This window comes from Plantactinospora sp. CA-294935, assembly GCF_050936445.1.
Taxonomy (GTDB): Bacteria; Actinomycetota; Actinomycetes; order Mycobacteriales; family Micromonosporaceae; genus Plantactinospora.
On sequence record NZ_JBNJMU010000001.1, the window covers coordinates 7,786,160 to 7,804,275 of the forward strand.

The 18,116-nt window shown below is 69.9% G+C and carries 22 protein-coding genes; 19 read left to right on the forward strand and 3 right to left on the reverse strand.

Translation table 11 applies throughout. From position 1 onward, the window contains the following. Positions 1-83: 83 nt before the first annotated feature. Positions 84-1,205, reverse strand: coding sequence for a TIR domain-containing protein (locus ACQEVC_RS34165; protein WP_432886058.1), 1,122 nt, complete (start codon positions 1,203-1,205; stop codon positions 84-86). A 341-nt stretch (positions 1,206-1,546) separates the two neighbouring features. On the opposite strand from ACQEVC_RS34165, the gene ACQEVC_RS34170 reads away from it, so the two are divergent. From ACQEVC_RS34170 to ACQEVC_RS34190, 5 genes are all read left to right on the forward strand, one after another. After that, on the forward strand, positions 1,547-1,861 hold the full coding sequence (locus ACQEVC_RS34170) for a hypothetical protein (protein ID WP_432886061.1): 315 nt from the start codon (positions 1,547-1,549) through the stop codon (positions 1,859-1,861). A gap of 81 nt (positions 1,862-1,942) precedes the next feature. After that, positions 1,943-3,718, forward strand: a complete 1,776-nt coding sequence (locus ACQEVC_RS34175) for a hypothetical protein (RefSeq protein ID WP_432886064.1) — start codon at positions 1,943-1,945, stop codon at positions 3,716-3,718. Further along, positions 3,715-3,942: a hypothetical protein gene (locus ACQEVC_RS34180; RefSeq protein WP_432886067.1), complete on the forward strand. Its 228-nt coding sequence runs from the start codon at positions 3,715-3,717 to the stop codon at positions 3,940-3,942. Before ACQEVC_RS34175 ends, ACQEVC_RS34180 begins: the two co-directional genes overlap by 4 nt. Positions 3,943-3,944: 2 nt before the next feature. After that, on the forward strand, positions 3,945-6,137 hold the full coding sequence (locus ACQEVC_RS34185; protein ID WP_432886070.1) for a phage minor head protein: 2,193 nt from the start codon (positions 3,945-3,947) through the stop codon (positions 6,135-6,137). A gap of 9 nt (positions 6,138-6,146) precedes the next feature. Next, positions 6,147-6,308, forward strand: a complete 162-nt coding sequence (locus ACQEVC_RS34190; RefSeq protein WP_432886073.1) for a hypothetical protein — start codon at positions 6,147-6,149, stop codon at positions 6,306-6,308. Between the two features lie 129 nt (positions 6,309-6,437). On the opposite strand, the gene ACQEVC_RS34195 is transcribed toward ACQEVC_RS34190, so the two are convergent. Both ACQEVC_RS34195 and ACQEVC_RS34200 read right to left on the reverse strand, forming a co-directional pair. Continuing rightward, positions 6,438-6,644: a hypothetical protein gene (locus ACQEVC_RS34195; protein ID WP_432886076.1), complete on the reverse strand. Its 207-nt coding sequence runs from the start codon at positions 6,642-6,644 to the stop codon at positions 6,438-6,440. A gap of 17 nt (positions 6,645-6,661) precedes the next feature. After that, positions 6,662-7,588 carry a hypothetical protein gene (locus ACQEVC_RS34200; RefSeq protein ID WP_432886079.1) on the reverse strand — a complete coding sequence of 309 codons (927 nt, stop codon included), beginning with the start codon at positions 7,586-7,588 and terminating at the stop codon, positions 6,662-6,664. 159 nt (positions 7,589-7,747) lie between these two features. On the opposite strand from ACQEVC_RS34200, the gene ACQEVC_RS34205 reads away from it, so the two are divergent. The 14 genes from ACQEVC_RS34205 (at position 7,748) to ACQEVC_RS34270 (ending at position 18,113) form a co-directional block, all read left to right on the forward strand. Beyond that, positions 7,748-9,688 carry a major capsid protein gene (locus tag ACQEVC_RS34205; protein ID WP_432886081.1) on the forward strand — a complete coding sequence of 647 codons (1,941 nt, stop codon included), beginning with the start codon at positions 7,748-7,750 and terminating at the stop codon, positions 9,686-9,688. A 70-nt stretch (positions 9,689-9,758) separates the two neighbouring features. Then, positions 9,759-10,586: a hypothetical protein gene (locus ACQEVC_RS34210; protein WP_432886083.1), complete on the forward strand. Its 828-nt coding sequence runs from the start codon at positions 9,759-9,761 to the stop codon at positions 10,584-10,586. Positions 10,587-10,594: 8 nt separating this feature from the next. Beyond that, positions 10,595-11,050 (forward strand): hypothetical protein, encoded by a 456-nt coding sequence (locus ACQEVC_RS34215; RefSeq protein WP_432886086.1) that lies wholly within the window; start codon positions 10,595-10,597, stop codon positions 11,048-11,050. 189 nt (positions 11,051-11,239) lie between these two features. Then, a complete protein-coding gene (locus tag ACQEVC_RS34220; protein WP_432886089.1) occupies positions 11,240-11,566 on the forward strand; it encodes a hypothetical protein in 327 nt (108 codons plus the stop codon). A gap of 65 nt (positions 11,567-11,631) precedes the next feature. Further along, positions 11,632-12,177 carry a hypothetical protein gene (locus ACQEVC_RS34225; RefSeq protein WP_432886092.1) on the forward strand — a complete coding sequence of 182 codons (546 nt, stop codon included), beginning with the start codon at positions 11,632-11,634 and terminating at the stop codon, positions 12,175-12,177. Between the two features lie 97 nt (positions 12,178-12,274). Further along, positions 12,275-13,324, forward strand: a complete 1,050-nt coding sequence (locus ACQEVC_RS34230) for an N-6 DNA methylase (RefSeq protein WP_432886095.1) — start codon at positions 12,275-12,277, stop codon at positions 13,322-13,324. A gap of 115 nt (positions 13,325-13,439) precedes the next feature. Beyond that, positions 13,440-13,691, forward strand: coding sequence for a hypothetical protein (locus ACQEVC_RS34235; protein WP_432886097.1), 252 nt, complete (start codon positions 13,440-13,442; stop codon positions 13,689-13,691). A 96-nt stretch (positions 13,692-13,787) separates the two neighbouring features. Then, the gene (locus ACQEVC_RS34240) at positions 13,788-14,315 is read left to right on the forward strand and encodes a hypothetical protein (protein ID WP_432886100.1); all 528 of its coding nucleotides are present in this window, start codon (positions 13,788-13,790) and stop codon (positions 14,313-14,315) included. Beyond that, positions 14,312-14,881 carry a hypothetical protein gene (locus ACQEVC_RS34245; protein WP_432886103.1) on the forward strand — a complete coding sequence of 190 codons (570 nt, stop codon included), beginning with the start codon at positions 14,312-14,314 and terminating at the stop codon, positions 14,879-14,881. Before ACQEVC_RS34240 ends, ACQEVC_RS34245 begins: the two co-directional genes overlap by 4 nt. Further along, complete coding sequence (locus ACQEVC_RS34250) at positions 14,878-15,264, forward strand: hypothetical protein (RefSeq protein WP_432886106.1); 387 nt, start codon at positions 14,878-14,880, stop codon at positions 15,262-15,264. The genes ACQEVC_RS34245 and ACQEVC_RS34250 overlap by 4 nt, the downstream gene beginning before the upstream one ends. Positions 15,265-15,331: 67 nt before the next feature. Continuing rightward, a complete protein-coding gene (locus ACQEVC_RS34255) occupies positions 15,332-15,715 on the forward strand; it encodes a hypothetical protein (protein ID WP_432886109.1) in 384 nt (127 codons plus the stop codon). A gap of 117 nt (positions 15,716-15,832) precedes the next feature. Beyond that, positions 15,833-16,777, forward strand: coding sequence for a PKD domain-containing protein (locus tag ACQEVC_RS34260; protein WP_432886112.1), 945 nt, complete (start codon positions 15,833-15,835; stop codon positions 16,775-16,777). 8 nt (positions 16,778-16,785) lie between these two features. Then, positions 16,786-17,574 carry a hypothetical protein gene (locus ACQEVC_RS34265; RefSeq protein ID WP_432886115.1) on the forward strand — a complete coding sequence of 263 codons (789 nt, stop codon included), beginning with the start codon at positions 16,786-16,788 and terminating at the stop codon, positions 17,572-17,574. Beyond that, positions 17,571-18,113 (forward strand): hypothetical protein, encoded by a 543-nt coding sequence (locus ACQEVC_RS34270; RefSeq protein ID WP_432886118.1) that lies wholly within the window; start codon positions 17,571-17,573, stop codon positions 18,111-18,113. The genes ACQEVC_RS34265 and ACQEVC_RS34270 overlap by 4 nt, the downstream gene beginning before the upstream one ends. The last annotated feature ends 3 nt before the right edge of the window (positions 18,114-18,116 follow it).

Genomic DNA, 18,116 nt, shown 5'->3' on the forward strand with positions numbered 1-18,116 from the left:
TCCGCGATCTGACGAATCACGAGAGGGCTGCGCTGGCGCCGCTTGCTGCCGGTCAGGGTGTTCGTGGTCTCGACAAAACCGACCTAGCGAAGCACGCCCTCGCGCTGGAGCACCTTCCGGATCTCGTCGAAGGCCGGACGAATGTCGCCCTTGGGAAAGCGGATCTGACCCAGCCCCGAGATATTGGAGAACTCCTCGCACCCATCCTCCAGCAGCACGATCGCCTTCGTGAAGCCGAGCCGCCCCTGGAAGAGCCCTACCTCGTGGACGACGTTCTCCCTGGCTCGCACCTTCCCCTCGGCGGTCTCGTCCTCCGCCGTCATCAGGAGGAAGGCCATTCGGGCGTTGTCGAGCATCTCCGAAAGGCGCTCCTTGGTGCTCAGCCCGGCGGTCGGCTGACGGTCGAACACTTCCCACTCAAGACCCTCGTCGGTGAGCCACACGCCAAGCCGCAGGTACTCCTTCGACCTCCCGCCGTGCCCGATGAACACCTTGCCGCCCAGCTGCACCATCACCGCCTCCACGCTCGAATCGGCCGCCTGGAGGTGCCGTCCCAACCTCCCGCAGACCTCAGCCAGCCACCGCGCTGCCTTGTAGGGGGATCGTATGTACAGCGCTTCGGCAGTTACTTGCTGATGGCCGGCCACCTGCCAGCCACCCTCCGCAGCCTGCATGTCCCGAACGGGGAATCGCCCGGCGGTGACGTTCATGAGCGAGGCCGCGAGCTTGCCGACCCCGGGCAGCGAGATCCGCTGGAGCTCCTCCAGGTTCTCCCTGAGGTACTCGTCGTGCGGTGGCTTGATCCGCGCCCCGGCGGAGCGCGCCTGCTGGATCAGCGCGTCTATCGGACCCCTCGCGGCATCAGACACCACACGAGAGGGTCCCAGATCAGGGTTTCCGGCCAGAGTCTCGATATACGCGACGACCTCGTCGGAGTCGTACGGCTTCCAGTCGCCGACCGTTCCGTGGAGCATGCCCAGGAACCCCCACTCGCGGCTGAACATGTGCCCGGCAGGTGGTGCCTTGAAGTCCGCGTAGTAGACGTTGGCCTGGTAGCCAAGGCTGGACTTGGACCACGACCTGCCGACCTCCTCGGCGGCGGACTCCAAGGCGGACAGCATCTCGACGTCAAGGTCAGATTCGCGGTCGGCCAGTGAGCCCGCGCCGGCCGCAATCGACAGGAACTCCGCGCTCAGATCCGTCATCACCGCAGGATACTCGGGGCGCGCCCGGAGGCCTGGGGTGCCATCGACAACCTCAAGCCCTCGGCGGGCACATCGGCAAGTGGAGCGCCAAGACTCGGTAATCTTGAAGCGGCCACCACCTCGAGCCGCTCCAATCGGTGTTCCCTCATGGCGATCATCAATCGAGCCACCAGTGGAACATGACCCATGTCCCACTGGTGGCTACTATGCTGCGCCCGCTGGAGAACCCTGTGAGCCGCGCCGGTCCAAGCAGGACGCGGACGATCATCACGTCGAGCTGTGCTCAACGAATCGGGGTGGCGGTCTGTACGGCCGCAATCAGCATTTCTATGCTGCTACCTATGGCCAGCCTGATCGAGATCGTCGTAGTGCTACTCGCGGTCGCCCGCCTCACCAGGCTCGTCACCGCCGACCAGGTCACACGCAGGGCCCGCGAGGTGATCGTTCGGCGACTGCGCGACGGTAGCCCACTTGCGTACCTCGCGTTCTGTCGCTGGTGCCTGTCAGTGTGGATCGCCTTCCCGGCGGCTGCGGGCTGGTGGGCTCTCTCTGTCGTCCCCCGCTGGTCCGGACACTGGTGGGTCGACGTCGCCTCCGTCGCCTTGGCCCTCTCGCACGGGACAGGTCTGCTGGTGCGCGCCGAGCCGGAGGAGTAGGCGATGGCGTGGTGGGGCACGAGGCCAGATGGGAGCAGCGAGGTCGGGAAGGCAACCGCCGTAGTCGCCTCGGCTGCCCGGATGCGCTACGAGTCCAGCGGCACGATCCGCAAGGTCACGAAACAGGAGTGGCAGGAGGAAGCCTGGCGCCACTATGAGGAGTGCGGCGAGCTGGCCTACCTCGTGGACCTGATCGCCAAGGCGATGGGCCGCGCCCGGCTGTACATCACTGAGATCGACGACAGCGGGCGCCCCGTTGAGTCCCCGGACCAGGCACCAGCCGGCGTCAACGACGCGTTCCTCGGCGGACCCTCTCAGCAGTCCGAGTTGCTGCACGATGCCGGCATCCAGCTCGGGGTGCCCGGCGAGTGCTACCTGATCGGCGAACCCGAGCGCGATGCCGACGATAGGGCCACCGACCGGGAGACGTGGTTCATCGCGTCGAACGACGAACTGGTGGAGCGGTCCGGCAAGTACGTGCTCGACCAGGGCAGCGGCCCGCGCGAACTCGTCGAGGACGAGACGGTCATTGTGCGGATCTGGGCGCCAAGCCCACGTAAGCACGCGCTCCCGAAGTCGCAGGTGCAGGCCAACCGCAGGGTGCTGCGGCTGATCGAGCGGCTGACGCAGTACGTCCAGTCGCAGATCGACTCCCGGCTCGCCGGGGCCGGCATCCTGTTGATCCCGAACGAGCTGACGTTCGCCGCAGCCGAGTCGGAGGAGAACCCAGAGGACGGGGTGTCGTCGTTCCTGGCGGCGCTCACCGAGGCGATGACCACCGCGGTGCGGGACCGCGACTCGGTGGCCGCACTCGTGCCGATCGTCGTGCAAGGCCCCGCCGAGCACCTGGAAAAGGCGCGGCTACTCAGCTTCGCCACTGAGCTGTCCTCAGCCGTGCCGTCGATGCTCGATGGCGCGATCCGGCGACTCGCGCTCGGCCTCGACGCCCCGCCGGAAATGCTGCTCGGCATGACCCAGGCGAACCACTGGGGCGCCTGGATGACCGACGAGGCGACGATCAAGTACCACGTCGAGTCAAAGCTGGAGCTGTTCTGCGCGGCGCTGACGCAACAGATGCTGTGGCCGGCGCTGGAGGGCGTCGTCGACGATCCGAAGCGGTGGGTGGTCTGGTACGACACCAGCGAGCTGACGCAGACTCCGGACAAGGGCGCCGACGCGAAGGACCTGTACGCGGCCGGCGAGTTGTCCGGAGATGCGTTGCGCCGGGAGACCGGATTCGGTGACGAGGACAAGCCAACCGACGAGGAACGGGAACTGCGCAGGCTTCTGGAGATCGTCCGCACGGTGCCGGCGTCGGGGCCGCTGCTCGTGCAGCGGCTCCTGGAGGTCGCCGGGGTGTCCGTCACCGTCGACCCGGCCGCTCTCGCCCCAGCGCCGCCGCCGGCCGACCCGCCAGTCGGCGAAAATCCGCCGACGAACGATCCGCCGGACGGCGATACCGAGGACCGTGGCCCGCCCGAGCAGAACGCGATCGCCGCCTCCGCGGCCGAGCAAGGCGAAGCGTTCGTCGCCGCCTGCGAAGTGCTGGTGCTGCGGGCTCTAGAGACAGCTGGAAAGCGGGCGGTCGGGCGCCAGCGATACCAGCACAGCCAGCTTCCGCCGTGGGAACTGCACAGCGTCCAGCAGGCGACACCGGTGTCCGTACCGCGGCTGCTCCAAGGGGCGTTCGCGACGGTGCCGCACGTCGCGTCACGCCTCGGCGTCGACGCGGAGAAGTTGACGGCCGCCCTAACCGGATACGTCGGTGGGCTGCTCCTGACCGGCGAGAAGCACGACCCGGCCGAGCTTCGCGAGCACCTGATGGTTACAGCGCGCGGAGAGCTGGTGCCGGCGTGACCGCCCCGACCGCGCCCGCTCTTGACCTGGTTGAGATGTCCGGCTGGGCGTGCCAGCGATCTGGTCGCGGCAAGGGCTGCGCGCGGCTGCTGTGGCACGAGTGCCGCACCTGCGGCTGGCACGGCGACCTGTGGGACGGCGATCAGCCGCCGATGACCGACCTCGCGCACGTCTGCGACCCGGTCGACGTCGACCGGCACCAGCGGATCTTCGGCAGGGAGTGATCATGATCGACAACGACCCGTGGCTGCCGCTGCGCCTCGACCACGAGGCGCGGGTGGTGGCCGCCGAAAAGCGGATGGAGGCCGCAGCGAAGGCGGCGCTGCGCGCGTGGCTCCGGGCGGCGCGTGCCGTAACGCTGCCGGCGCTCACCGCCGCCGCCCTGCCGCCGGACCCGTCGGCGCTGGCCGGCACCGGACAGGCGTGGATGGACGCGATGACCATGCACCTGCTCCCCGAAGCCCAGCGGACATTCCTGGCCGGCGTCGTGGACGCCGGCGGCGACGTCGAGCTGGTGCGCGTCGCCCAGATGAAGGACGAGTACCTACAGGCGTTGCCGAACCGGCTGACGGGCGTACCCGACAGCGCGTGGCAACAGATCACCGCAGTGGTCGTCGACCTGACTGCCGAGGGTGCGAGCGTCCCCCGGATCCGGGACGCCATCGAGGAGATCCTGGGCAACCGGTCGTGGACGGATCGGGCGGTGACGATCGCCCGGACGGAGACGATCGGCGCGTACAACGCGGGCACGCTGACCGCCTGGCTCACCGCCGAGCAGGCGCTCGGCGAGAAGTTGGACAAGGTGTGGGTGGCCACCCACGACGAGCGAACCCGCGACGACCACCGCGACGCGGACGGACAGCGGATCGCCCTAGATGGCGTGTTCATGGTCGGCGGGACACCGCTCCGGTTCCCGGGTGACCCGGCCGCACCGGCCGGGCAGGTCGTGAACTGCCGCTGCACGATGATCGAGGTGGAGGCGGAAGAGCCCCTGCCAGCGGTCCCTGAGCACCCCTGGCCCCGGCGTGACCGGTCCAGCGGGTTGGAGATCACGGTGACAGCGGCGGGAGCCGCGGAAGGTGGAGCCATGGCGACGTGGAAGGGCGTGCTGGCGCCGCTGGGTGCGAAGTCGGGCGACCGGCGCATCTTCGCGGCCGATGGCGAGTGGAGCTTCCGGGAACTGCCGCTGCCGCTGCGGTGGGCACGCGAAGACGCCCCGGGGCATGAGGGCGCGGTGACGATCGGCCGGATCACGGTCGGCGAGGTGCAGAAGTCGAAGCTGACCGGTGTCGGCGACTTCATTGACGCCGTGCCGGAGCTGGCGGAGGCGATGGAACTCCTCCGCGCCGGGGTGCTGTTCCCCAGCGTCGACCTCGACGACTTCGAGTTCGTGTACACGGACGCGAAGGGCAAGCCAATCGAGGAGATGTCCGACGAGGAGTGGGACGCGTTCATCGACTCGGACGAGGAGCCGTACGTCACGGTGACGAAGGGACGGGTGATGGCGGTGACGCTCGTCGGGACGCAGGCGTTCGTGGAAGCCCGGCTGGAGCTGGTCGACGACGACACCGCCGACGACGAAGCGCCCGCAGACGAGGCGCCGAAGGAGGAAGAGGCGGTCGTCGCGGCCGGCACGACGAAGCAGGCGGCGCCTGTGTACCCGCCAAAGGCGTGGTTCGTCGACCCGCAGCTGGCCGAGCTGACGCCGATCACCGTCACGGCCGACGGGCGGGTGTTCGGCCACCTCGCGGACCGGGACTGCCACCTGTCGTTCCTCCAGGGCGGGCAGTGCGTGCTGCCGCCCGACGAGGGCGGATTCGACTGGTTCCACCGGCCGGAAGTCCTGACCGCCGAGGGCGATCTAGTGGCGGTCGGGCACATCACCGCCGGCACTGGGCACGCCGACCTGGCGGCCAGCGCGGCGAGCGCGGTCGCGCACTACGACGACACCGGTACGCAGGTCGCGGTGGTCCGCGCCGGCCGCGACGAACACGGCATCTGGATCGCCGGGTCGCTGGTGCCGGAGGTCAGCGAGGAGCAGGTGCAGCTGTTGCGCCGCTCACCACTGTCCGGGGACTGGCGGTGGATCGGCGGAGCCCGACAGCTCGTGGCGGCGCTGTGCGTGAACGTCGGCGGGTTCCCGGTGGTCCGGGGCCGGGCGTCGGGTGGACGGGCGTACGCGATGGTCGCCTCCGGCTGGTCCGGGTGGCGGTCGTCGTCGCCGACCCGCCACCGCGGCGTCGGGATCGCGTCGCCGGCCGTGCTGGAGGCGGTGGTGCGCCGGGCGGTCGTGGCCGGGCTGACGGCCGAGCGGGAGCGGGTCGGCACCGTGGCGGCGGCCGAACGGATCGCGGCGTCGATCGGCCGGGACCGTACCGCGGTCGTCGCGGCGTTGGCCGCCCAGGTGCATGGCGAGTAGGGAGGGACGATGGGCTGCAACTGCGGCGCCAAGCGCCAGAAGAGGGTGTACGTGCTGTCGTACGAGGACGGCAGCGGCCGGCGGTCGAGCGAGCACACGTCGAAGACGGATGCGGTGATCGCCGATGTCCGCAACGGCGGCGGCGGCGTGATCCGGCCGGTCGACAGGTAACTGGCGCGAGGGCTACCAGTGGCGTTGGAGGCGGGGCTCCACGTGGAGTTGTCCCTGGTCAGAGCGTTGCCTGCTGGGACGGATGCCGGAGGGTGGCTAGCCCTCCGGCATCCGCCTGCCGTACCGTTGTTACAAGAACAATCCCATTACCGCTGAGATCGGGGTTCCAGCCCACGCTCCCAGCAGAGCGACCGAGGCGGCGGCCACCGTCACGATCGCGATGAAGCGGATGGTTGTTGACCAGCCGCCGGTGATAGCGGCCTGCACCGTCGACCACATGCTGTGGTCAGCCTGCGGTGCAGGCCGGTTTCCATCGGGCACGTCGTGCTCACACACTGTGCCGCTCCTCTCCTTCACACGGAGTCCGGCTCCGTGACCTTCTTCCCGGCCTTCTTCCGGCCGGTGGTCTTCTTGAGCTTCTTCGGCTGGGCTGAGGAGTTCCTGTGCGCCTCCGCGCCTCGCCGCGCCGCCTTCGCGGTCGCGCGCTGCAACTCGGCGCGCGCTGCCTGGCTGTACGGAGCGGCCAGTGCCCGGTGCCAGACCGCGCGCAGGCCCGTCGGAGAGCGGGCATCCGCGACAAGCTGCCGGTGCTCCAGCAGCAGCGGGCCACCGTCGTCTGCCTTCTGCTCCTTGAGTTCCCTGTAACCGCGCTCCGCTGTGCGCTCCGAGATGCCGTACCAGGACTGGGCTCGCTCAACCGCCATCGAGAAGGTCGGGTTCTTCGTCGTCTCGGACAGCATGATCAAGAACATGGCCTTGCCCGGCATCGAGAGCCGATCCACGAGCCCGGTCGTCCAGTACGTGTGCGGAATGGTCAGGTAGCCCTTGCCGACCGTCGTGGCATCGGCGCCGGGCCGCGTCCATGCCGCGCCCGAACCGTCCTCCAGCTTGGGGCGGACGAGGATGCCACGTCCCTTGCTCTCCCGGATCACGAGGTTGCGCTTCTCCAGCGCCTCGAAGGCCCGTCCCACGTTCTGAGGGCTCCACCGGTCGCCCGGGGCACTCAGCATCCGGGCCCACACCGCGAGCGCCAGGGGATTGTCGTTGTCGAGAACGGGCTCCAGCCCGTGCAGGAGCAGGAAGGCATCCAGGGCGCGCTCCTGTCTCGCCGTCACCATGGCCGCGAGCACCGACGCCCGGGCTGCACCACGATCGGGACGCTGGACGAACACCTTGCGCAGCGGGGCATAGCCCCGCTTGGCGCCTTCCAGTAACCGGGAGCGGGCATCAGGGCCGTCAAGTGGATCTTCATCCTTGACGTCAGCGAACGGGTTGCTCATGGGCCGGAACACTACCGCATCCCGTCATGTCGAGATGCGCTTCGTTCCGGTGATAGCTGCTCCGCTGGGTGCCAATATGAGAAGCTATGAGATGCCGTATGGGACGCTAGCTGAGAGACCACTGCGAGACCAACTACCTAGGTGACTGGACGCCCAACCATGTGGGTTTCAGGGGCGGTTATCCGCAGGCCGGAATCTTTCCGAGGAGTCCCAGAGGCCGAGGGGGCAAAACGGGCAAGAGGCCAGGGCGGCGAACCGAGCGCTCCGGCTAGCGAAGCTCTGCCGTGTCGCCATGATCAAGGGTTGGCGCCTCTTGGGCTACGCTGTGGCGGTACTGCCGATGCTGGCTGCGGGCCGGTCGGGATGAGATCCCTTCCGTGCGCTGAGGAGCCACCGGTGGAGTTCGAGATCCCCGAGAGCCTGGACGGCCTCGACCTGGATGCCCTGTCCCAGCTGGAGACGAACGCCGTCGCGGCGTTCGATGGGTTGCGAGACGACCCGGCCTTGGACAGCGCCGGGCTGACCCGCCTGCGGGAGCTGGCCGCGTTCGTGAAGTCGGTCCGCACCCACCAGCAGCAGATTGAGCAGGCGGCTCGTCAGGTCGCGAGCGAGTTGAGCGATCTCGACGAGGCTGTGCACGGCGAGCCGGAGGATGAGGTGGTGGACGGGGACGATGCCGAGGCGATGGCATCGCCTGAGGACGAATCCGACGACGCCGGTGATGGGCCGGCCACCGCTGACGAGCCCGCCCCAGTCGCGGCGCCGGAGCCTCAGCCGGCGGTCCTGGCCTCGCTCACTCGGCGGGCGGCGGCCCGGCAGACGAAGCCGCGCGTTGGGCGGAGCGGCCTTTCGGCGGTGGTGAAGGCGGCGGCTGACGTCCCTAATGTTCCGCATGGGCATCAGTTCGGTTCGGTCGAGGAACTGGCGGCGGCCTTCGACGAGAAGTTCGCCGGGTTCCCGCAGGCGGTCGGGGTGGCGACGCGCATCAAGCAGAACGTCGCCAGGGTTGAGCTGCCCGTCGACCAGGCGCTCGTCGCCGGTGGCGGGCGTACGGACTTTGACCTGGTGGAGCACGCTGCGTCGGAACAGCGTCTCCAGGGCGGCAACCTGGTAGCGGCTGGCGGTTGGGGTGCCCCGTCGGAAACGCTGTGGGACCTGTGTGAGGGGCTGGAGACCACCGAAGGGATCCTGGACCTACCCGGGTTCGCGGTCCCACGCGGCGGTGGCGTGAGGTACCCGAACAACCTCGACTTCCGGGACTTCTACTCGGCAATCGGCTTCGTGCAGACCGAGGCCGACAGCATCGCCGGCACGGACAAGCCGGCGTACCGCGTGCCGACTCCCACTTTCGCCGAAACGCGGCTTGAGGTCGACGGGGTCCAGATCGAGCACGACATCGTGCAGAACGCCGTGTGGCCGGAGCTGACCCGTGACGTCGTACGCCGGGCGATGACCGCGCACGAGCACAAGATCAATGCCCGGGTAATCGCCCGGATGGCAACCGCACCGGCACAGTCGACGGCGTTCACGCTCACGCTCGGCGGTGATGTCGACGGCGACGAGACGACCACCGCGGTCCTCGGCGCGCTGGGCCTGGCATCGACCGACTACCGGTACCGGTACCGGATGGGCCGCGGCCGGCTGCTGGAGTGCGTGGCACCGCAGTGGCTCATGGAGTGGATTCGCGCTGACATGGCCCGCCGCGCCGGGGTTAACTACTTCGACATCACTGACGAGCAGATCAACGGCTGGTTTACCCGGCGGGGCCTGCGCCCGCAGTGGGTGGTCGACTGGCAGGACGGTTACGTCAACCAAGGTGGCGCCGGGTTCGGCGGGACGACTGCCCCGGGCCAGTGGCCGGCGCATGTCGACTTCCTGATCTACGCACCCGGCACGTGGGTCAAGGGCTCGAAGCCGATCATCGACCTGTCGGCGGTCTACGACTCGACCCGGCTGCGGGAGAACGAGTACATCGCGCTGTTCACCGAGCAGGCGACGTTGCTGGTGAAGCGCTGCTACGTGTCGTACAAGGTGACGGTGCCGCTGTGCCCGACCGGTGTCACCGGGCAGACCGTCGCGTTCGACTGCGCTGCCGCCTGAGCTACCCGTTGACGGGGCCGCGCCGCTCCCCCTGGTGCGGCGCGGCCCTCCAGCCGTTCGGAGGTGACGGGTGACTCAGCCCCTCGTGTATGTGAGCGCGCCGAGCACGACGCCGTACAGGTACGGCCTGTTCAGCGCGGCGGCGGTGGTGGATCCGGCGGACCAGCGTGAGTTCCAGGCCGGCGTGGAGTGGGAGCCGGTGTGCGTGGACGCTCCGGCGGCGACGACCAGCTCGGCGGCGTCGGACCCGTCGCGGCCCACGAAGTCGTTGTCGGTCGGGGTGTCGAAGGTGACGGCCTCGCCGGTCCTGCGGCTGTACGCGGGTGTGGAGGCCGACCTGACGGGCCGGGACGACCACCTGGAGCGGGCCCGGACCGCGTTGGGCCTTGTCGAGCAGCAGTCGCTGGAGCACTACGCGTGGACGGGCTCGGCGGGCAACCGGCCGAGGCTGGCCGATCCGGCGACGCCGATCCTCGCGGGTTCGGACGCGTCGCCCGTCTCGCTGGCCACCGCGGTCGGACTGCTGGAGGAGCACATCAGCGACCGATCCGGAGTCCTCGGTGCGCTGTGGGTGCCCCGGAAGATCGGGGCGCATCTGGCGGCAGCGGACCTGACGCGGCTGGAGAACCCGCGGATGGTGGCGCCGCTGGGCAACCCGTACGTCTTCGCGCATACCAACGGGGCTGGTCCGGCGGGGGCGGCGGCGTCCGGTGAGGCGTGGCTGTACGGGACGGGACCGGTGATGGTGCGCCGGTCGCAGGTGACGATGCCTCGCCTCGCCGAGGCGCACGACCGGACGACGAACGATGTGTTCGCGATCGCGGAGCGGTTCTACACGATCGGGTGGAGCTGCACGGTCGTGGCGGTGAAGGTCCAGCTGCCGGCCGAGCCGGCGTAGGAGGAGAGATGGCCCCGACGATCTACCCGGAGGACCGGGCGGACGCGAAGAACCTGGCGCAGCGGCTGCTGGACGCGGCCGGTCCGGAGCGGCGCGACGAGGTGCGAACGACGAGCGATGGCCCGGCGGGTGTCGGGTTCGAGGTGCCCGAGGACCTGGTGGAGAAGGTACTCGGGTACGAGCTGGTCGACCTCGACGAGGACGAGCCGGCGAGCGATGAGCCTCCGGCCGAGCATCCGGCGGCCGAGGAGCCCGCGGCCGCAGAGCCGCCGGCCGGCTCCCCGGCGGCCGAGGAGCTGGCGGTGCCGGCCGCGTCTGAGGAGAGCACCGTGGCGGCGGAGGCCGCTGAGGAGAAGACGTCGGCCGGGGACGGGGCCGGCGAGTTCGAGGTGAGCGCCAAGCCGGCCGGTGGTTCCTCCCGGCCGGTGAAGGCGAGCCGGGCGCGTGCTGGCCGGAGCACCTGACCCCGGATCTCGCGTCGGACACCCGCCGCCCCCGCTGGCCACTTCCCCGGCCGGTGGGGGCGGTGTCGTCTGTGTGACCTGCTACACGGCTCAGAGCGTACATATTTTGTGTACGAGTGGTGTCTTCTCGACATACAATGAATATGTACGCAACGCCCCACCACTCAACACGGAAAGAAGGCAGAACACATGGAACAGCGAGTGCGGGACCTCCTCGGCGAGTACGGCGTGACCGTCGCGGCGATCGATCCGCGCGACCTCGCCACCCAGCTGGCGATCCGGCTGGCCGAGGCCGAGCGGGCGTTGGAGACCGCAGCCGGCGAGGTGCAGAAGGCGACGGCGCGCGCCGTCGAGCTGGCGACGGCGCGCGACCTGCGGACGACGACCCGGGGATCGCTGATGGCGGCCATCGCCGACCGGGCGGCGGAGTTCGACGCGGCGCTGGTGCGGGTCGCAGAGCGGCGCGACGCCCTGGCGCTCGTCGCCCAGGCGACGCAGGGAACCGCGAGCAACTGAGGTAGCCGATCGCGCGCCGGCCGGGCTTCCGGCCGGCGCGCCGTCATTTCCAGAGGGGGGAAAGCATGAAGGTCACGAAGGCCGACATGGTCGGGCTCGCGGCGCTGGTGGACGTCCTCGGTGCGTACGGCAGGGTGACCGACGTCGACGACGAGCTGGCGCACCTCACGGTCGAGTTGGCGGGCGTCGCGTATCGGTTCCTGGTGGAGGACGGCAACGTGCTCGGCGTCGACGAGCACCAGGTGATGCTCCTGTCGGTGCGCGGCCCGGACGCGAGGGTCCCGGCGTCGGCAGTGTTCGTCGAGGAGACCGCCGGGTCGTACGCGGTGCCACCGAGGGTCGCCGAACGGATCGTGAGCCTGTTCCACGGGCACGGGGTTTGCCAGGCGTGCCAGGCGGACTGGCACACCAGCTGCCGGCGACAGGCGGCCGACGGGACTTGCCGCTGCCGGTGCTCGGTGCACTGGGCGCTCAGCCGCGTACGAGCGACGTTGGGACCACTCCCGGACGTGACCCGGGCGGTCAGCGAGACCGGAGCAGTGAGCGAGGCGGCAACGAGCATCCTGCTCCCCCGGCGAGCCCTCCAAGCCGCCACGCGAGAAGACACGTAACGAGCCGGGCGCGGCAAGCCTGCCGTGCCCGGAGCCACGCGCGCCCCCCGCAGCCGTACGGCTGCGGGGGGCGCTGCCATTCGAGAAGGAGGATCTGATGAAGACGGAGGCGCGGCGCACCACGGTGGTGCCCGACAGTCCTCGCCAGCACGCGTGGAGGATCGCGGAGGCGGTCGACGAGGCGTGGCACGGCCACTTCGGCGGCTCGCGCGTCGAGATCCCGATCAGCGTGGTCGCCGCCCTGGCCCTCGTCGAGCAGCGCGATCCGGAAGGGCCCGACCTGGCGGACCTGTTCCTGCGGTTCGACCAGCACGGCTTCGCGGCGTTGCTGCGCAACATCTGGTGCAAGTTTGCAATCGTCCGGCCAGACCTATTGCCTCGGACGAAACCGCTGTGGGAGTGGCTGGACGAGGACGACCTCGACGACCATTTGCTCCGGGCGGTGCACGCGACCGGCCAGGCGGCGCTCAAGAAGAGGCAGTTGCAGCTGACCGGCGTCGCCTGGCGTCGGGAGGAGGTAGACCTGCTCGGCAGCGTGTTGCAGGCGATGCGGTCGCGGTCGGCACGGGGCGGGTTGGGCCAGTTCCTCACGCCGGTTGACGTGGCGGAGACGATCGGGTCGATATTGCACCCGGCCGTGACCGGCGATCACGAGGGCGAGGAGTTCGCAGGCGGCTTGCTTGTGGCTTCGGAGGGCGCGCGGGTGATGGAGCCGTGCTGCGGTACCGGGACGATGCTGCTCGGCGCCGCGAAGGCGATGCGGCAGCAGGGCCACGATCCCGCGAAGAACGAATGGTGGGCCAACGACATCGACTGGCTGGCGGCTGCCTGCTGCGCGGTCAACATGCACTGCTGGGGCCTCGGTCCCCGGGTGGTGATCGGGTGCGGCGACGGCCTGCTGAACGACTGGATGCGGGAGGCGCTCGACCAGCGGCAGGCGGCGATCGACGAACTGCTCGGGCTGTGGGAGGTCGCGCGGAAGATGGCGACCCTTCGGCGTCTGCTCGACCTGCCGACCCCGGAGGACCCGTTGACGCGGCACATCCGGGAGGCGGCCACGAAGATGCCCCCCGAACCGAGGCCGGCGCCGCCGCACTCGTCGACCTTCGACCCCGACGCGGCGTACCGCCAGGCGCGGCTGTTCTGAGCCGTCCTGTGTGATCCGCTCCACAGCCCGGGTCGTACATATTTTGTGTACAGTGCGAGTGATCTTCGCATACAATGTCTTTGTACACATTGCCGCACTTCGCCTGGAGAGAGAGATGACGCGAAGCGTCCCGCAAGTGGTGTTCGTCGAGCCGGACAGCTCCGACCCCCAGCCGTGGAACAGCCTGCGCTGCGGGCGATTCAACTGCCTGGACAAGGACAACCACTGCAAGCACTGCGGGGCGCACGACGCCGACCCGCACGAGCCGGACTGCAAGCACGCGGACGAGCCGTTCGACGAGTGCGACGCCCGGCCGGCCGACCCGGAGGACCGCGAGGAGGTGACCGAGGAGACGACCGGCCGGTAGACGTTTGGCCGGAATATGTACGGCCGCAGTGGTGGACAGCGGCCGGACAGCAATAGAGAGTCATTGAGCGAGACCCGAGTTCACGTGGAGGTAAACATGGGTCTTCGTGCACTGCTCGGCGTCGAAGACGTCGGCGGCACGTATCGGGCGCGGCACGTCCACTACGACGGCAGCCCCGATGTGATCGTCCCCGCCCTGACGGCGCTCGTGCACAACGTGCTCGACCACGACCGGGCGGCGGCGGCTGACCACCTGCTGCGCACCAACTGGCGGCGGCTGTACGCCCTGCCGGGCACGGGCGTGACGGGCGAGCTGGTCGGCACTCCGATCGAGTCGGGACCGGAGCCGGAGACGGGCCAGATCGGGGTGACTTCGCCGGGCGACCGCGAGTGGGCCTACCTGTTCGGCGGTCACCGGCTGCACGTCTACCTGGGCCTGTGGCCGGAAACCGGCCAGAAGCAGTGGGAGCCGTGGGCGTGCTGGTCGGTGAACGAGCTGCCGGACGTGTCGCGGGTGGAGCTGCTGGACGTGCGGAAGAGCGGCGCCTGGACGGCCTGGCGGGCGAGTGATTACCGGAAGTACATGTCGGCGGTAGCCGAGGCATACGGGGAGGAACGGCGATGACGGTGTATGGGGTCGACGGTGGACGTGCGTTGGTGGGGCAGTTCGGCCCGTTCGCCGGCCACTGGGTCGCCCGGCCGGTCTGTCTGGAGGGGCAGCCGAGTTGGACGCTCGGCCAGCTGTGGCTGATCTGGGACCGCACGTTCGCACGGGACACCGCCGGGTTCATCCGGGCGCTGCGCTGTCACGACTGGTCGGTCCTGTCCTGCGACTGGCCCGCCTCCGGCGTGATCCCGAAGGGCTGGCGGGCATCGCTCCAGCCGGACGGCCGGGAGGAGTACGGGCACGTGGTCGGTATGGGCCGGACCTTGCCGTACTACTACCGCTGCGACATCGTGCGGGGGCAGATGGGGTTGAACGGCCGCCGGCCGGGCCCGGCGCTCCTCGGCGAGACGTACTCGTGGGCGTACCTGTGGGAGTCCGGGTTGCGGGCGATGCACGTCTACACGGAGGCGGCCGGGCAGTGGGTGCACGTGGCCACCCTGCCCAACGGCGTGTGGGCCGACCTGACCGAGGAGATGATGCTCGACATCGAGGCGCGGCGCGGTTGGCTGGAGCGTGCAGCGTGACGGTGGAGACCACGAAGCGGTCGGGTCTGCCGATCCGCGTCGACGAGCTGCGTCGCGGCGACCACGTCGTGTTCCTCGCCCACGTCGTCGAGGTCCTGGACGTTGCCCGGCATCCGGACTTCGACACCGCGCTGCAGGTGATGCTGCGGCGAGTGCCGGAGGGCAAGCCGGTCTCGACGTTGCTGGCGATGGGCCACCTGGTCATGGGCATGCACCTGCCGAGACGGGTTCGGATGCGCTGCCACCTGTGCGGGCGGCCGATGCTGGTCGACGTCGACGTGGCGCTCGGATCGCCGAGGCGGGCGCTGTGCACACCGTGCAGCGTCCCGGTTGTCGGTCAGACGGTGCTGATGCGAGCCATTCAGCCGAGGCGCCACAACTAGTCGGGGCGTAAGGATCGAGGGTCGTGCCCGTGGGGGGCGCGACCCTCGTTCATTGTGGAGGATCGGCGTGGAGCCCCTGACGACCTTTGAGAGCCATGTGGCCGGACGCAACGCGCGGGTTCGGATCTACCCGGACCGGATCGAGTGGTCGCAGCCAGGTCGGACGAAGGTGGCGAACGTGCTGCTGATCGTCCTGGCGGTGTACACCGTCGCTCTGTCGCTGCTGGTGAAGTCCTGCCGGCCACGGTTCGCCGAGCAGGGCCGGCAGATGCTCGCGATGCGCTCGGTGCAGTCGGTGGCGAGCGAGCGCGCCGGTCTGCACACCGCCGTGGTGGTGTCGGCCGGCGGGAACGCGATCGGGTTCCGGGTGCCGCACAACGCTGCGCCGGGCATCGAGCAACTGCTTCGGGACCTGGTGCTGGGCACGCACCCCGCCGCCGTCCAGCGATGAGCGGTCCGGGCGGCGCTCGTGTCCGGCATGGACGGGGCGCCGCCTGGGCTACGCTGAGCGGGTAGCGCCGCTGGCTGCGGGCCGGGCACCTGGACTCTCCGCGTTGAGGATGTGCCGATGCCTGCGGTGTGTGATACCCCTGTTCGCGGCAAGATGCTGCGCGCCACGAAGCTCGACGTGTGTGGTAACCCGGTCCTCGGGGCCGGTGGCTGGCCATTGCACGTGGTCACGAAGGGCTTCGTCACGGTCGAGTACGCCCCCGAGATGGACGAGGGCGAGGAGATCGACCAGAAGGACGCGAACGGCGAGTCTGCGGTTTACGAGCCTGGCCGGCGGCGGATCAAGTTCTACAACCTGACGGTGACGGCCTGCCGGGTCGACCCGGAGCTGTACACGATGTTCACCGGGCACTCGGTCGTCCTCGACGAGGATGGCCTGGCGACCGGTATGCGGATCACCAGCAAGGTGAACCTGACCTCGGCGGTGGCGCTGGAGCTGTGGTCCGGAACGCAGCTCAAGAAGTGTGCCGGCGGGGCGACCCCGCGGCCCCGGTTCGGGTACTTCCTGCTCCCGCAGATCATCGACGGGCACGTCACGGACTTCACGATCGAGAACAGCGCGGCGACGTTCACGCTGACCGGAAAGGCGATCGAGGGTGAGGGTTGGGGCGTCGGCCCGTACGACGTCTACCTCCGCTCGACCGGTGTCGGGAAGTTGACCGAGCCGATGGGCGAGCGGGACTTGCTGCACATCGACTGGACGACGCTCCCGCCGCCCGCTCCGACGTGCGGGATCACCGAGCGCCCGCCGGACGGCACGCTCGCCGAGCTGGCCACGGACGCGACCGGGATGAGCGCCGAGTTCACCGCGACGTTCGTACCGCCGGGCCCGCCAGTCCACGGATACACCGTGGATTGGGGTGACGGAGTGGTGTCGCCCGGCCCGGCTGTGGCGGCGAAGGTGTCCCACCAGTACGCCGAGGCCGGGGTGTACCTGGTGACGGTCACCGACACGACGACCGGCGCGCAGCGCTTCTCGTCGGTCGCTGTCCCGTTCGTGTAGGGGTCGGCGTGACGCAGCCGGCCCGGACCGGCCCGTGCGCCTGGCCACTGAACACGGTCGGCTGCACGGGCTGGGCCGACGTGGGAGAGGCGATCAAGACGACAGCGACCGCCGTCGCGACAGAGGTGTTGTGGGGCCTGTCCGGTCGCCGCTTCGGCCTGTGCTCGTTGATGGTGCGGCCGTGCCGGCGCAGCTGTCCGGACGGGTACGACTTTTGGCGCCTGGTGCCGTACCTGCCCGCCCTGCCGTACGGCTGGCTGGGCGTGTCGTGGTGCGGCTGCTCCGGGCCGGGCTGCTCGTGCTCCGGCCGGCTCTGCGAGGTGGGCCTGGCGGGCCCGGTCGCCGCCGTGACGGAGGTCCGCGTCGACGGGGAGGTGGTCCCGCCGGCGGCGTACCTGGTTCACGACCGGCGGTGGCTGGTCCGGATCGACGGCGAATGCTGGCCGGAGTGCCAGGACTTCACCGCGGCCGACGACGAGGCGGGCGCGTTCGTGGTGACGTACCAGCGCGGGATCGCGGTGTCGCCGGCCGGGCAGGTGGCCGCCGGGCAGTACGCGTGCGAGCTGGCGAAGGCGATCGCGAACGACAACACCTGCCGGCTGCCCCGGCGGGTGCAGTCGGTGGTGCGCCAGGGCGTGCAGCAGTCGTTCCTCGACCCGGCGCAGTTGGCGAAGGACGGGATGACCGGGCTGCCCGAGGTGGACGCGTGGCTGCGGGTGGTGAACCCGAACCGGCTCCCTCGCGACACCGTGGTGTGGTCGCCGGACATCCAGCGCGGCAAGAGGAGGACATCGTGACGGTGCCGCTGACGCCGGTCGACGAGGTGGCCTGGCCGGTCGCCGTGGCACTGCGTACCGCCGTGGCGGACGAGTTGGCCGCCGCGTTGGGCGGGAAGCCGGCCACCACGGCGGTCGTTCCCGGCCGGGACGTGGCGATCGACGACTGCTGCAACGGGCAGGCGTGGGTCCGGATCGTGCGGGTGTTTCCGACGGACCCGGGCGAGTTCCCGCAGGGCCGTACGACGTCGGTCACCGAGGGCTGCGACCAGGGCGCGTTCTGGGCGGTGGAGTTGGGTGTCGGCACGGCGCGGTGTGCGCCGAGCCAGGACGACTTCGGCAACCCGCCGACTGCGCCGGATCAGGAGCGGGCGGCGATGGTGCTCGCCGACGACGCCGGCCGGATCCGACGGGCTGTGATGCGGCGGCTGCCGGAGACGGCGACGGTCGAGGAGGTGTTCGTCGGCGAGCAGACGAGCGTGGGACCGTCCGGCGGCTGCGTCGGGCAGGAGTTGCTGGTGACGGTGATGACGAGCGTGTGTATCGGGGACGAGGGGTGAGCG